The organism is Aneurinibacillus migulanus, from assembly GCF_001274715.1.
In the GTDB taxonomy this organism is placed as follows: Bacteria; Bacillota; Bacilli; order Aneurinibacillales; family Aneurinibacillaceae; genus Aneurinibacillus; species Aneurinibacillus migulanus.
Genome location: NZ_LGUG01000004.1, coordinates 2629330 through 2644369 on the forward strand (window position 1 = coordinate 2629330; position 15040 = coordinate 2644369).

At 40.0% G+C, this 15040-nt stretch carries 15 protein-coding genes; 9 read left to right on the forward strand and 6 right to left on the reverse strand.

Going from position 1 to position 15040, the window contains the following annotated elements; all coding sequences use genetic code 11:
* Window positions 1–74 precede the first annotated feature (74 nt).
* Both AF333_RS14485 and AF333_RS35300 read right to left on the reverse strand, forming a co-directional pair.
* A complete protein-coding gene (locus AF333_RS14485; RefSeq protein WP_043064185.1) occupies window positions 75–1103 on the reverse strand; it encodes an LLM class flavin-dependent oxidoreductase in 1029 nt (342 codons plus the stop codon).
* Window positions 1104–1361: 258 nt separating this feature from the next.
* Window positions 1362–1526 carry a hypothetical protein gene (locus tag AF333_RS35300; RefSeq protein ID WP_235496462.1) on the reverse strand — a complete coding sequence of 55 codons (165 nt, stop codon included), beginning with the start codon at window positions 1524–1526 and terminating at the stop codon, window positions 1362–1364.
* A gap of 158 nt (window positions 1527–1684) precedes the next feature.
* Between AF333_RS35300 and AF333_RS37440 the strand changes: the two genes are divergently transcribed.
* On the forward strand, window positions 1685–1915 hold the full coding sequence (locus AF333_RS37440) for an S-layer homology domain-containing protein (protein WP_074714806.1): 231 nt from the start codon (window positions 1685–1687) through the stop codon (window positions 1913–1915).
* On the opposite strand, the gene AF333_RS14490 is transcribed toward AF333_RS37440, so the two are convergent.
* Both AF333_RS14490 and AF333_RS35305 read right to left on the reverse strand, forming a co-directional pair.
* Window positions 1848–2393, reverse strand: coding sequence for a glutathione peroxidase (locus AF333_RS14490; protein WP_043064186.1), 546 nt, complete (start codon window positions 2391–2393; stop codon window positions 1848–1850). The genes AF333_RS37440 and AF333_RS14490 overlap by 68 nt on opposite strands.
* Before the next feature lie 24 nt (window positions 2394–2417).
* Complete coding sequence (locus AF333_RS35305) at window positions 2418–2642, reverse strand: hypothetical protein (RefSeq protein WP_235496463.1); 225 nt, start codon at window positions 2640–2642, stop codon at window positions 2418–2420.
* A gap of 421 nt (window positions 2643–3063) precedes the next feature.
* On the opposite strand from AF333_RS35305, the gene AF333_RS14495 reads away from it, so the two are divergent.
* The 3 genes from AF333_RS14495 (at window position 3064) to AF333_RS14505 (ending at window position 7874) form a co-directional block, all read left to right on the forward strand.
* The gene (locus tag AF333_RS14495) at window positions 3064–4323 is read left to right on the forward strand and encodes a methyltransferase domain-containing protein (RefSeq protein ID WP_043064187.1); all 1260 of its coding nucleotides are present in this window, start codon (window positions 3064–3066) and stop codon (window positions 4321–4323) included.
* Between the two features lie 14 nt (window positions 4324–4337).
* Entirely contained in the window at window positions 4338–6932 is a 2595-nt protein-coding gene (locus AF333_RS14500) for a metallophosphoesterase (RefSeq protein WP_043064188.1), read from the forward strand.
* Window positions 6933–7109: 177 nt separating this feature from the next.
* Window positions 7110–7874, forward strand: coding sequence for a sulfite exporter TauE/SafE family protein (locus tag AF333_RS14505; RefSeq protein ID WP_043064189.1), 765 nt, complete (start codon window positions 7110–7112; stop codon window positions 7872–7874).
* A 99-nt stretch (window positions 7875–7973) separates the two neighbouring features.
* Here AF333_RS14505 and AF333_RS14510 read toward each other — a convergent pair whose 3' ends face one another.
* Entirely contained in the window at window positions 7974–9617 is a 1644-nt protein-coding gene (locus AF333_RS14510; protein WP_043064190.1) for a thiamine pyrophosphate-binding protein, read from the reverse strand.
* A 137-nt stretch (window positions 9618–9754) separates the two neighbouring features.
* On the opposite strand from AF333_RS14510, the gene AF333_RS14515 reads away from it, so the two are divergent.
* The 5 genes from AF333_RS14515 to comA all read left to right on the forward strand — a co-directional run bounded on the left by AF333_RS14515 (window position 9755) and on the right by comA (window position 13777).
* On the forward strand, window positions 9755–10474 hold the full coding sequence (locus tag AF333_RS14515; protein WP_043064191.1) for a phosphoadenylyl-sulfate reductase: 720 nt from the start codon (window positions 9755–9757) through the stop codon (window positions 10472–10474).
* A gap of 36 nt (window positions 10475–10510) precedes the next feature.
* Window positions 10511–11653 carry a sulfate adenylyltransferase gene (gene sat / locus AF333_RS14520; protein ID WP_043064192.1) on the forward strand — a complete coding sequence of 381 codons (1143 nt, stop codon included), beginning with the start codon at window positions 10511–10513 and terminating at the stop codon, window positions 11651–11653.
* 13 nt (window positions 11654–11666) lie between these two features.
* On the forward strand, window positions 11667–12275 hold the full coding sequence (gene cysC, locus AF333_RS14525) for an adenylyl-sulfate kinase (protein ID WP_043064193.1): 609 nt from the start codon (window positions 11667–11669) through the stop codon (window positions 12273–12275).
* Window positions 12276–12533: 258 nt separating this feature from the next.
* The gene (locus tag AF333_RS14530) at window positions 12534–12830 is read left to right on the forward strand and encodes a hypothetical protein (RefSeq protein ID WP_043064194.1); all 297 of its coding nucleotides are present in this window, start codon (window positions 12534–12536) and stop codon (window positions 12828–12830) included.
* 83 nt (window positions 12831–12913) lie between these two features.
* Window positions 12914–13777 (forward strand): phosphosulfolactate synthase, encoded by an 864-nt coding sequence (gene comA / locus AF333_RS14535; RefSeq protein WP_043064295.1) that lies wholly within the window; start codon window positions 12914–12916, stop codon window positions 13775–13777.
* Between the two features lie 38 nt (window positions 13778–13815).
* Here the strand turns inward: comA and AF333_RS14540 are convergent, their stop codons facing one another.
* Complete coding sequence (locus AF333_RS14540; RefSeq protein ID WP_043064296.1) at window positions 13816–14934, reverse strand: mandelate racemase/muconate lactonizing enzyme family protein; 1119 nt, start codon at window positions 14932–14934, stop codon at window positions 13816–13818.
* Between the last annotated feature and the right edge of the window lie 106 nt (window positions 14935–15040).

Consider the following 15040-nt stretch of genomic DNA (forward strand, 5'->3'; position numbering starts at 1 on the left):
TCCCCTGTTTTCCCTGGTTAGTTATCATCTTACCATTAGGGGAAAACAGCAAACAAGCGTCTGTATTCAGGGATTTACTTTAAACCGGATAGAATTTCATAGGAACGAAGGCGTGCCTTATGATCATAAACCTGAGAATTAATGATAAGTTCATCAGCTTGCGTACTATCAAGAAACGCCTGTAGCTTCTCTTTAACAACTTTTGGACTGCCTACAATCGAAGTGCGCAGCTGCTGTTGGATGGTCGCTTTCTCAAATGGATTCCAGAGCTCGTCCATATTTTTCACCGGCGGATTCAACGGGCTGGGACGATTCCGCACTAAATTCAGGAACTGTTGCTCCATCGAGGTAGCCAACCAACAGGCTTCTTCGTCTGTATCTGCTGCAATCACATTGACCCCAACCATTACATACGGTTCATCAAGCACCTCTGACGGGCGAAAATTGCTTCGGTATACTTCAAGTGCCGGTAATGTATTATCTGGAGAGAAATGGCTAGCAAAGGAAAAAGGCAGACCGAGTTGACCGGCTAACCGGGCGCTAAAGCCGCTTGAACCTAATAGCCAGATTGGAATGTTCAGCCCCTCACCAGGAATGGCGCGTACACGCATACCGGCTGATGAGGATGGGTTCAGATAGGAACGCAATTCGTCTAATTGCTCGGGAAAGTCCTGTCCATCACTTCTACTGTCGCGGCGCAGAGCACGCATCGTAGTCTGATCTGTGCCTGGTGCACGACCCAGACCGAGATCGATTCGCCCCGGATACAGTGATTCTAACGTACCGAATTGTTCGGCAATAACCAGGGGGGCATGATTGGGCAGCATGATACCACCAGAGCCTACACGGATTTTTGAAGTTCCGGCTGCTACATAACCGATGACTACGGATGTTGCCGAACTGGCGATACCAGGCATATTATGGTGTTCAGCCAACCAATAACGATTGAAGCCCCACTTCTCGGCGTGACGTGCAAGATCTAGTGTATTTCGAAAAGAGTCACTGGGCGTACCGCCAGTCACGATTGGAGCAAGGTCTAGAACGGATAATGGGATATCGTTAAGCTGTTTTTGGCTTTGGTTCAAGGGATTTTCTTCAGGCATGCTCTCATCCTCCTGCTCTATAACGATGTTCTGACAACATGTTAACTATCAAGTGCTGATTAAGCGCACTCCTATACATTCCTGAGGCAATCTTCAGGGGAGTTCTATTTATTTTCCCCCAAATCCTTTGGATAAGCGCTAAAGTTTCGTGCTTCTGCAATAAATTTGAAGTTATAAAAACGGCATTTTGGGCCGCATATTTATTATATCGATAATTATCGATATAGCAATAACAGAGAAGCTTTTTATTTTTTCTATCTATAATAAATTAGACTTGATATTTTGACAGGGGAGTGTGGTTGGAGGTAGGAGATTCGGAAAAAAGAAGAGGGTGGATGCGCCTCGCGATCCGGCAGAAGAAAAGCCAGCGTGTTTTTTTCCGACCGCTCCCGCCCACCGCCCTTCCTTCTTACTTCCCACCATAAAAGCTTGTCAATTTATCAAATCAGATGTATATAATTAATTTCGATAAAGAATATCCCATTCAATTTTAAATTATAAAAATTCTCTTTGTATAGGAGAAGATTGCATGGTACAATAAATTTGCTGTTTAGTGAACGGCCATTTATTGGCGGAACAAATTGTGTAAAAATAGCCCATCTATCTGGTTTTATAACCGGACAGGTGGGTTATTTTTTTGTGAAGTAGATAGTTTTAATGGAGCCAAAGCTGATGTATCCCTAGCTGTTAAGACTGGATTGATTAGCGGCTACCCGGATGGCAGTTTCCAACCAAATCGAGAATTTAAAGCAGAGCTTCAATGGATGTTTCTATATCTATCGGATCGACAGGCGATTCGAATCTGTTTATGACTTTTCCGCTTCTGTCGATTAAGAACTTGGTAAAGTTCCACTTAATGGAGTCGCCAATGAGTAATTCAGGGAATTTCTCTTGCAAAAACGTGTGAAGTATTTTTGCGCTTATATGGGTAGAGTCAAAACCTTTAAATGGAGCTTGTTCTGTTAAGTATGTAAATAAAGGATGAGCCCGAAGGCCACGTACATTTATTTTCTCGAACATAGGAAATTTTATAGCATAATTAAGCTGACAAAACGTCTGAATTTGCTCGTTACTCTCTGGTTCTTGTTCTGCGAATTGATTGCATGGAAATGCCAAGACTTCGAATCCGTTAGGATGATAACGCTCATATAGGCTTTGCAAGTCACTGTATTGGGTTGTAAAGCGGCATTTGCTTGCTGTATTAACAATCATGACAACTTTGTTTTTATATTGTTCAAGCTTTACTTCTTCACCGCGAATATTTTTTACTGTAAAATCATAAATCGACATGTTGACCCTCCGAGTAATTGTTATTTATTTAAAATGATTATAAATAAAATTAAAGCCTTTGTCTATATAAATTACTTGATAGTTTGACAGGGTAGCGTGGTTGGAGGTGGGAGAGTGAGAGAAAGAAGAGGTTGGATGCGCCCTGCGCTCCAGCAGAAGAAAGGCAAACGTGTTTTTTTCCGACCACTCCCGCCCATCGCCCTTCCTTCTTTTCTTACCTCTTACCACAAGAATTTGTCGATTTATCAAATCAGATGTATATAGGTATTTTCATGCTGAAAGATGAAAAAGGTGATAAAAGTATTGGGCGACTATTTTGTAACCCCGTTCAATTTTTTTGAACGGGGGTGTGCATGTATAAGCTGTTAAATTTCAATAATGGAGATTTTATAAAGAGGAATCCATAATTTGGTTTGAAGGAATAGAGGAGCAGGAGGAGCAATATGACCCAATAGAAGACGCTTTATCAGTTTTCTTTATCTGACCTATTCCAACGAATGTCTTACCTATGCTCGCTGATTTAAACAAAAATATAATTTTATAATGGATGATATGTCCTTATATCGTGTAAACATTTTGCGTGGTAAAATTAAATGGATAATATAAACATTTTTTCTATGTATAATACAAATTGGGTGTAAATAACATTGGGAAGTAGAAGGAGAGGAAAATGGCTATTATACAGATAAAATCTAGTAACCCGGATTTTTCATTCATTATTAAAAAAAATCCTGCATCTGGAATGCAGTTACGTTCGATTAGAAAAGGGATAGCATACGGATGGTATCACGGTACAGATACATATAATATTTATTTCAAAGATGCAGACACCGATATCTCCTATAAGCAGCATAGGGATGAGACTTTTGAGTATTTAAATGTCTCCAGGTATAACACACCTCTGCTTCCATTAAATGCAATTGCGGAGTTTTTGTCTGCCACGTTTAAAAATAAAAACGAAAAGGACAAAGATGGATATGAGAATTCATTTTTCGTTAATATGATACATATTAAATATCCTCGCTATATTGATTTTTTTAATAAGCACTTTACGGACTTTCACATTGAAATAGAGCAACATACACACAAAAGCTATAAGATGACAATTAAATCAAATAGAAGTATATATAAATTGGTGAATTTTGCGAATGTCTTATTTTTATTTTTAGCTATGCTTGGTAAGGAGTATCTGGGAGTAAGTGATAGTTTAGTTGAAAAGTACCTTAAAAGCATGAATATAATTGATGCTCCATATTACATCAGGTATTTATTTGCAAGAAACGTTTTAATAAATAAGGAAATTTTTTATAAATTTAAGAAAGAACTTGAACAAACAGATAAATATGCAATTAACTTTGTTTTTGGCAATACAGCGATACAACGTAAACAATTTATTGAAAAGGGTATATCCTTTGATAAATCAATTCTTGATATTGGTTGTGGAGAAGGTTTTTATGCTTTGCCATTCTCAGGGAAAATAGAAGACAATTTTTATTATGCAATTGATATAAACGAAGAACTTATTAGAGAAGTGGATATAAAAGCAAAAAAACGAAATATTGAAAACCTAATTACATTTCCATCTCTTCATACATACTTGGAATCGTACAGTGGAGAAGTAGTGGATGTACTTTTAACAGAAGTAATTGAACACATGGATGTACCAGAGGCAGAGCTGCTAGTAAAATCTGTTTATGAAAATGTCAAGTTTGATAAATTTATCATTACTACTCCAAACTACGATTTTAATCAATATTATGCACTGAATGAATTCAGACATAGTGATCATAAATGGGAAATGAATAAAAATGAATTTGAGAAGTGGATTCATGACATGTTCAAAGAAACCAATTACACACTCCAATTCTTAAATATAGGAGATAGTGTAGATGGGGTTTATACAACACAAGGTGTTTTAATTACAACATAAAGGAGTATGCAAGAGTGGAAATTAGGACAAAAGTTCATACGATATTTATGATGGTTGGAGCGACAGAATCAGGGAAAACAACGTTTGCAAAGAACGTTTTGATTCCACAATTAAAATTTGAAGATGTAAATAAAAACTTTAAAACAAATGTGCAATATATCTCATCAGATGAAATTAGACAAGAAATATTAGGTCACGATTATCACAAGCATAGTCAAATCATGCTCGAAAGCAGTAAACAAGCCTTTCATATGTTGTTTGAAAAGGTAAAAGCAGTCACATCATTTCCGATTCAAGCAGAATTTGTGATTGTTGACACGATCGGATTAGCGGAAGAATTTCGAGAAGAAGTTCAAAAAATCGCAAAGGAAAATGGATACAATCTAGAAGTAGTTTTATTTGATTACAAAGATACTAAAGAGTATTATTCGTCAGATTGCTCTCGAAAAATCATCGCTCAGCATGTCAGTCGATTAAAAAAAGATGTAATGAGTAAGATTCATCGCGAGAAATACAATCGAATCCATAGAATTAAAGCTAAGGATTTTTATAGCCCTCAATCAGGTAAAGTTAATATACAGTATAAAGTTATTATTGAAGATATAGAAGAATATATGTCCCATATTCTTCCGGCAGAAGGGAGATATATTATTGTCGGGGATGTGCATGAAAGGGTTGAGGAGCTAAAAGAGCTACTTTCTAAATATGGGTTTGCTTTTCAAGAGAATAAAATCTTGTACACAAAGAAAACTGCAAACTATAAAATTGTCCTTGTGGGAGACTTTATTGACAAAGGGAAAAATACGGAAGAAATTATTGAATTTATTAGCAATAATTTGGAGTGGTTTTATATTGTAAAAGGAAACCACGAAAATTTTGTGTATAAATATATAAAAGGTGAGTTATCCACTTCTAAAATTGATAATGAGTTAATAGACAAGTATTTCGATTCCATCAAAGTTCTGCAACACAACGATAAACGGAAAGAACAATTTTTGCACTTGGTTGATATATCTAAAGAGTTCTATAGGTTTATTGGTTTTTCTACACCTTCATTTTATGTTACACATGCCCCTTGTAAAAATAAATATATAGGTAAATTGAGTAATCTTGCTTTGAAAAAGCAACGTAAATTTTCAGTGGAAAAAGATAAGAGCCTAGATGAGCAACTGGCTTTTATTAAAAATGAAGCAGTAAATAACCACCCATACCATGTGTTTGGCCATATTGCAACAAACGATAGTATACGAGTTAAAAATAAAATAGGGATTGATACAGGTTGTGTGTATGGAAATGCGTTGACCTCTGTTGTGTTAGACTCAGGGAAGCCGCATTTCAAAAAGCAAAAATCTAAAGACACAATGACCACAGAAGAACTACCGTCTTTGTTTAAAGAAGAAAAGAACGTTTCTCTTGATCACCTGGATGATAGTGACAAAAAACGTTTGCGTTATGTATTGAGAAATAAGGTTAACTTTATTTCTGGAACAATGCCTCCTGCTGATAAAGATGAGGAAAATCATGACCTTGAATCTTTAAAAAGTGGGTTAATGTACTTTAAAAATAAAGGTATTGATAAAGTTGTGCTACAACCAAAGTACATGGGTTCAAGATGTACGATTTACTTAAATCAAGATGTGGAAAAATGTTTCTCTGTTAGCCGAAATGGCTACAAAGCTATTCATGATGAATTACCGCACGTTTACGAACGGCTACTAGACCAATTTGGAACCTATATGCAAGAGAATGGAATCGAAACATTAATTTTGGATGGAGAGTTGCTGCCCTGGAGTGCTTTAGGCAAAGGTCTGATCGAAAGACAATTCAATGTCATTGATAAAGCGATTGAGTCAGAACTGTATTTCTTAAAAGAATATGAATTTGAAGAACAGCTTCAAAATTTGATAACAACATATCAATCAAGCGGCTTTGATGAGGATCAGAATAAAATGCCCAAAAAAGAGCTGAGTAAGAAGTATGGTGATGCCAACTATCAGAATTTTAAATATGTGCAAGAGGTGATGAGGTCGTATATGCCTCTTGAGGAGCATATCCATGCATATAATCAATATAAAGAGCAGCTCATGCTATATGGTCAAGAAGGAGCGGTTGAGTATAAACCGTTTGATATTTTGAAAATTGTTAAAAAGAATGGTGAGGAAGAGATCCCTTTACTCGGTGCTTCGGAGATGTTCAAGTTCCTATCGATTGATGAATGTATTGTTGTTGATTTTGCCAAGAACAATTGGTTTGAGGTGGCAGAGGAATTTTACAAAAATACGACAACAGTAAAAAGAATGGAAGGTATCGTAATTAAACCAGATACAATAAAGAATGGAATAACACCGTATATGAAAGTAAGAAACCCAGATTATTTAACGATTATATACGGATACGATTATCGTTTCCCACGAAAATACAGCAAGTTAATTAAACAGAAGAATATAGGGAAGAAACTAAAAACAGCTATTTCTGAATATAAATTAGGAAAAGAGATGTTGACACACAATCTGGACAGTATTAATGAAAACAATAAAGAATATCAACAGCTAGTAGCAAATATGCTTTTTGAAACAAGTAAAGAAAAAGAAATTGATCCAAGGCTGTAAGAATACTAAAAAGTCGCTCACTTGAGCGGCTTTTTGTTTGGATTTTTTTGTAAGGTTCAGCAACACCATTTTTTCCTCATAGGCATATACCAATGAATATGTAAGCTCATTTGTAGGTTGGTACTCATTGTGGCTGTATGTTACAACACAAGGAGAAATTGGATTGGGAGGGAAAAAGTGAGTATCGAAATAACACTAATGGGGTTGTTGGTTGGATTTTTAGTTGGTTTGACCGGAGTAGGAGGGGCTGCGCTTTTAACTCCCATTTTAATTATTATAGGTGTTCAACCTTCTATTGCAGTAGGAACTGATTTAGTCTACAACTCTGTTACAAAAATGTTTGGTGTTATCCAGCATTGGAAGCAGAAAACAGTAAATTTTACATTAGTAAAATATTTGGCTATCGGTAGTATTCCTAGTGCGATTATTGCTGTATCTGCCCTGCATTTCTTTGCCGACGTTTATCACAACCAGGAAGAATTCATCAAAAGCGCGCTCGGATATGTGTTAATCCTTGTGTCCATTGCTACCATTATTCGTGTGTTTTTTGATAAGAGACTGCGACCCAATCGCTGGCAGCTAGCACCGATTGAAGAAAAAAAAGGATTGACCATTTGTATCGGTGTTGTTTTCGGCTTTATTGTAGGGCTTACCTCTATCGGTTCGGGTTCCTTATTTGCTGTAGCTATGTTATACCTGTATCGTATGCAGGCATCGGAGTTAGTAGGGACCGATATTGCCCATGCATTTCTTCTTGTAACAGTTGCAGGTGTACTCCATGCTGGCGCTGGCAGTGTAGACTATTTATTAGTAGGCAATCTTCTTCTGGGTTCCATCCCAGGTGTTATGTTCGGTAGCACCTTATCGGCCAAAGTTCCAGCCAGGCCTCTGCGTACGATTATCGCTACAATTATCCTCATAAGTGGCTTAAAGCTTATATAAAAAGTACTTCAAAATCTTTTCTTCTTCCCGTAAGTCCATTTTCTTTTTTATATACAAATAAAAAAGAAAAATGCTCCGGGAAGAAGGAGAGATTTGCAATTACCCTTTTGTTTCAGGATGCACTACCGGAGCGGTCAGTACTTCAACCAGTGCTGGCCGATTGGATGCAAGTGCTTGCTGTAGTATTTCTTCGAGCTTTGTATCTGAATCAATCCGGTATCCATTCCAGCTACATGCTTGGGCTAATGTAACAAAATCAGGATTTGTCAGATCGGTACCTTCCTGATTAAATCCACTTACGATCATCTTATCGCGTTCCATCTGCAAATAACCATTGTTAAATACGATGACAGTAATCTGCAGATTATACCTCGTAGCTGTTAGTAAGTCAGCCAGAACCATTTCAAGACCGCCGTCTCCAACGATGGCGACTACCTGTCTTTCTGGCATACATAATTTGGCTGCCAGCGCAGCGGGAAGTCCGAATCCCATCGTCCTCCATTCGCCGGAGAACAGCATTTCCTGCTGCTGCGAACGAAAGTTTCGATTCATCCATACGGTTACATCACCCGTATCAAGCGTAAGAATAGCATTAGGTTGCACAGATTTTTCGATGGCCCGTACGATTCTAGATGGGTGAATGGGAGAGCCTGTTTGATTGCCTTCCTGTTCATTCTGTTGTACCCATTTCTGTCTCATCTCCTGCCATTGAGATTTCCACGTTGTATGAGTGGATTGCTGCACTCCTTCAACCAATAAAGGAACGATTGTAGCTGAGTCGCCAACGATTCCTAACTCGATTGGAATTCCCTTTCCTATATTTTCTTGCATGTAATCGATTTGGATAATGCGAGCGTTTTGAGGTACATATCCTTCCGGCCACCACGTATCTCCTATAAGCAGCACTACATCTGCTTGCGTAAATACTTGTGCTGCATAAGGATTTCCTCCTTGACCGATTCCGCCCAACAAATTAGGAGACGTATCAGGGAGTATTGTTTTTGCGCCTAAGCTGACGAGCAGGCCTGCTCCCCATTTTTCGGCAAGCGTTTCCACATGTTTGGCAGCATTGCGAGCTCCTACGCCAGCCAATATCATTGGACGTTGTGCCAGATTCATTATGTCGATCGCTTGTTTTAATCCTTCCGCTTCGAAGTGATAAGTTCCTTTTAGCAGGAGTGGTTTAGGATGGGGCATGGCTTTCGTTCCCCTCGTAAACATGTCCTTTGGAACAGATAGGTGGGTAACGGTACCTTTGACAAGTGACATGTGCATTGCCTTGTTCAATACCTTAATAATGGCATCAGGATGTGCTAGAAGCGTACTATATTGGGCAAGTGGCTTGATTAGCTCTTGCTGGTTTACGTATTGTTTATAGTCGGTACCGATTTTATCTGTCGGGGCTTGTCCCGTAATAGCAAGAACAGATGCCTTATCCTTATAGGCATCACCAAGCCCGTTTAGTAGGTTACCAAGTCCAGGACCCATCGTAGCGATACAAACCCCGAGTCCGCCTGTTAGCTTTGCTTCGGCAGATGCCATCATTGCTGCTGTAGATTCATGCTTGACAGCGATAAACTGGATTTTATCTTGTTTTGCTATTGCATCCATTAAGCCTAAAATCGCGTCGCCGACTACACCATACATCCGTTTTACTCCCCAGATCCGTAGCTGCTCAAGCAGTTGTTCTGCAACTGTTTTGCCGCTCAATGCCTCCGTATCCATACGTATATTTTGTTGCATAATCCACGCCCCTTTTCCATCCTTCATCATAATGTTATTGTTAACGGAACCTTAGGCATATAACCACAATATAATAGAAAATCAAAAGACGGCATTCTGCCGCAAGAAAGCATGGTATTAACAAAGGGAGGTAAACGATGTCGCATCATTGTAATTTGTCGTTTCAGCAGCTTACAGATGATGATTATCGAAGGATTAATAAAGAACTGTCCAACAAAGACACAATCGATGTTGTGAGGTGGGCGTATCATACCTTTGCGGATGAACTTGTGTATGCTTGCAGCTTTGGCGCAGAAGGAATTGTACTGATTGATATCATTAGTAAAATTCGTCCAGATGCACACATCGTTTTTCTTGATACGCATGTACATTTTAAAGAGACGTACGAATTGGTTGAGAAAGTTCAGCGAGCCTATCCGTTATTGCGGATTGAGATCGTTCAGCCTGTTCTCACGCTTGAGGAGCAGGCCGAACAGCACGGTTCTGCCTTGTGGAAGATAGAACCGAATGTTTGTTGCAGCATTCGTAAATTACAGCCGCTTGCTACAGTGTTAGCAGGCAAGAAAGCCTGGTTGTCAGGACTGCGAAGGGAGCAATCGCCTGCGCGTGCACATGTTCAATTCATAAATAAAGATCAAAAATTCACCTCTATTAAAGTATGTCCCCTCATTCATTGGAAATGGGATGATGTATGGAACTACATTAAGCTGTACCAGCTACCGTACAATGAACTCCATGACAAGGGCTATCCGAGCATCGGCTGCGAGCACTGTACCTTGCCGGTGGAAGATGGAGGGAACTCTCGTGCTGGACGCTGGGCAGGCTTTGAAAAAACAGAATGCGGTCTACATCAATAAATATAGAAACAAAGTAAGAAAGGGAGCGGATGAAAGGTGAATCAACCACATGGTGGTACGCTGATAAATCGTGTAAATCTCCAATATGATTATTCTTCTATCCTTACTGAAATTGAGATTGATCGTTTTGCATTATCCGATCTTGAGTTGATCGCGATAGGCGCATATAGCCCAATTATCGGTTTTCTCGGGGAAAACGACTATTATGCTGTGATGAATCAGATGAGATTGACAGATGGACATATATGGGCGATTCCTATTACTCTTCCAGTTCCGGAGTATGTAGCTGACTCTCTCAAAATAGGCGATAAGATAAAGCTTGTATATAAAGGAAAGGTATACGGGATCTTGGAACTACAAGAGAAGTATTTTTCGGATAAGCGGTTTGAAGCTGAACAAGTGTATGGGACGACAGATGATAAGCACCCAGGCGTGAAAAAGTTGCTGGAAAGGCCTGATATGTATCTTGCTGGTCCTATTACGCTTGTGCGGCGCCCGGAAAAGGATGAGTTTGGTGACTATTATCTTGATCCTGCAGAAACAAGAGCTGCTTTTGCTGAGCAAGGCTGGAGAACGATTGTCGGTTTTCAAACAAGAAATCCTGTTCACCGTGCTCATGAATATATTCAAAAATCAGCGCTGGAGATTGTAGACGGACTTTTTCTGAATCCGCTTGTCGGTGAAACGAAAGGGGATGATATTCCTGCACATATTCGCATGGAAAGCTACGAAGTGCTTCTGAAGGAATACTATCCGGCGGAGCGCGTGCTTCTTGCTGTGTTCCCGGCTGCCATGCGGTATGCTGGTCCGAGAGAAGCTGTTTTTCATGCGCTTGTACGCAAAAATTATGGATGTACTCACTTTATTGTTGGGCGTGATCATGCAGGAGTCGGTAATTACTATGGCACGTACGATGCACAATTGATTTTCCGTAACTTTACTGCAGAAGAGCTTGGAATTACTCCGTTATTTTTTGAGCACAGCTTTTATTGCAAGAAATGCGGTAATATGGCATCGACCAAAACATGTCCGCATGCCCCAGAGGAGCATCTTGTTCTTTCTGGAACAAAAGTAAGAGAAATGCTTAGAGGTGGAGAGGCACCTCCGCCGGAGTTCAGCCGGGCGGAAGTGGCAGAAGTGCTAATCCGCGGTATGACAATGGCAGCAGATAAACAGTAAAGGAGGATTCGCTATGTCAGCATACAATGCAAATATTGTATGGCATCCTGCTGCAATCACAAAACAAGCAAGACGGCAGCTGTGTGGCCATAAAAGTACGGTACTATGGTTTACCGGCCTTTCCGGATCGGGCAAATCAACGATTGCCAATGCGGTTGAGGAACGACTATATAAGGAAGGGCTACACACTTATTTATTAGATGGAGATAACATTCGATATGGAATTAACCGCGATTTAGGCTTTAGTGAGAGGGAGCGCAAAGAAAATATTCGCAGAATCGGCGAAATAGCAAAGTTATTCGTTGATGCCGGGATGATTGTGTTGACTGCGTTTATTTCGCCGTATTGTGCAGACCGGGAACTGGCCCGTAGTCTTGTAGAAGAAGATGAGTTTATCGAAATCTACGTGAAATGCTCACTGGATGAATGCGAAAAAAGAGACCCGAAAGGACTTTACAAAAAGGCAAGAGCGAATCAAATTTCTGAATTTACGGGTATTTCAGCACCATACGAAGAACCTCTCTCGCCGGAAATTGTTGTCGAAACCGACAAGCAGTTCATGAATGAATCTGTCGAGCAGATTGTATGTTATCTGATAGAAAAAGGAATCATTCGGAAATGAGTAACCGAAGTGCGTAGCCAGCCTGGCTGCGCACTTATTTATGGATGAAAGGATAAAATTTGGTCAAGCTATATGTTGAGAAGTATATAAGAGGATGTTCAAAAAGTCCGGGAAGCAGAACTGCGAATTTCTGCGTTGCGTTGTCCCTCCGCTGCTCGGGTCTGCCGCGCCTTGAACTTCACGGCTCTGTTTGTCCTCCTTTTTGAACAGGCTCTATAAGGGAGTAAGTTGAATTAAAAAACGGAAGGAGGTTTCGCGATGCTATTTTTTAAACCGGAATTTCAAAATAAGCAGGGAGAAATTTTAAATGTGGTAGATGCAAGCGGCAAAGCGGTAGGCTACATTGCTTACATATATAAAGAAGATAAAGAGCTTTATGTGATGGGGCAATTGGATGAAGAAGGGGAGAAACAGAACTTCATTGATATTGTGACGTACTTTATTGATGGTCTAAAGAAGGCGATTCTTGGAGATGGCGAGAAAGAGCCGAATATATACATTCATTTGGGTGGCCAGTTAATTGAGCTACATAAAAAGGATGACAATGAAGAATAAAAGGTAAAAAGGAGAACGTGTATAGGCTGTTATGCATAGGATGGTTTGCAGAAGACATTCGCCAATAAGGGGGAACCGTGGCTGTGAACCATCCAGACGTTGCTTATCATCCACGACTTGCAGATCCTGCGGGGGAAAGAGTGGATAAGTCAAAAGATTTCGGTCTAACAATGATAATCGATAAAGGAATTGGCCTGGCTTCATTTGAAGAATTTTTACAGCTTGCCGGCCAATATGTTGATTATATTAAACTTGGATTTGGCACTACAGTGTTATATCCGCCTGAAATTTTGCAGAAAAAGCTTCTTTTAGCTCAAAAGTCTGGAGTAGCATTGTATCCGGGAGGCACATTATTTGAAATTGCATATTATCAAGGTGTCTTGACAAGTTATTTAGATTCAATAGAGAAGCTGGGCTTTAGTTACCTGGAGATTTCTGATGGAACAATTGAATTGCCTGCCAGTGAGCGACATAATATGATACGGGAAATAACAGCAAGAGGATTTACCGTAATTACGGAATGCGGTAAAAAAGCAGGTGGCAGTCATCTTAGTGTAGAAGATTTGCATAAAACTCTTTATTCGGATCTTGAACAAGGGGCTTCCCACGTCATTGTAGAGGGCAGGGAATCGGGAACCGATGTGGGCATATATGATAAGAAAGGTCGCATTGATCCGGAATTTTTGACCGCTGTCGAACAAGCGATTCCAGGTGATGTGAGAAAACGTCTTATATGGGAAGCGCCCCAAAAAAATCAGCAAATCGAGCTGCTCCGTTTTTGGGGGCGAAATGTAAATATGGGGAACATTCAATTTGAGGATGCGTACAATCTTGAGTGCCTGCGCAGGGGTCTACGGTTTGATACTTTCCTTCTTAGGCATGAAAGCGCTGCTGTACAGGCGGACTGCCTTCCTGACTATAAAAATGCAGGACACATCATTTCATAAAATGGGAACCGCCAAACTTGGCGGTTCTTTTTTATAATTTAATAGTAGGAAGTTCCATCCCAACGGTACTTGTCCATCTTCTCCATGTCCCATTCTACTCCAATACCGGTACCGGTAGGAATTGGTACACAGCCATTTAACGGCTTTAAGGATAGTATTGATGTAAAAGGATTTTCCATTACATCCCATTCAACTGGTTCGATTGCATCATCATTCATTTTACTCCATGGAGGGAGGCAAGCCTGGGCAAACAGGGCATATAGCCTGGAAAGTGCCCCATCAAACGTATGCGGAGAGCTCTTTATTCCAAAGATCCGGGAAAGCTGTAGTGTCTCACGATATCCGTCTACCCCGGTTGCATGCATGATATCCGGTTGAATAATGTCAACAGCTCCATCCTTTAAAAGAGGAAGAAACTCAGCCGACTTCTGGAGATTCTCTCCACCCGCAATTGGAATGGTCAACGTTGCTCGCAGAAGTTTATAGTCTGCAACCCTGTCCATAGGTAGTGGCTCCTCAAGCCACAGCATATTTGGCCACCTTTCAAACAATCGGTTCCACTGCCTTGCGGTAGAAGCATCGTAGCTTTGGTTTGCATCGAGAGCTAGCTGTATTTTCTCTTCTAACATACTTTGAACGGACAGAATATGGGTTTGATCCTCCTGTAGCGTTCTTCCGCCAATCTTGACCTTCAGTTGCGTAAAACCGGCGGTAATCGATTGTTCAATAAGGTGTAGAGAATGTTGTATCCAATCTTCTTTATTCGAATAGGACTGAAAAGATGCGTAAACAGGAATGATTTCCCTTAATTTTCCACCCCATAGATCGCATACGGAAAGCCCAGCAGATTTTGCTACGATTTCTGTGAGTGCCATGCTGACCCCGGTGGCTACACGTTGATGCCATTTTTTAATTGTATTTACAATTTGTGTGCGGTCTGTCGCTTCTTTTCCTAGTAAGTAAGGAACAATACGGGATTGAAATCCTTTTTCTAGGGTAGTCAGCCAGTCTATACATTCTCCCCAACCTTCCACTCCTGACTTGGTTGTGATTCGGAAGAGATAACAAGACCGATACTTCTTATATCCATTTGCATCACCATAAGGTTGCGGCAGCTGATATAGCATGGGGAAGGTTTCCACTTTTTCGATTCTCAATTGTATTACGAACCTCTCTTGTGTAACTAACTTTATAATAAGAATAGCTTGCGGAAAATACATAAAAAAATGCATGTAATGTAATGGATATATAGGTTTGGTATCA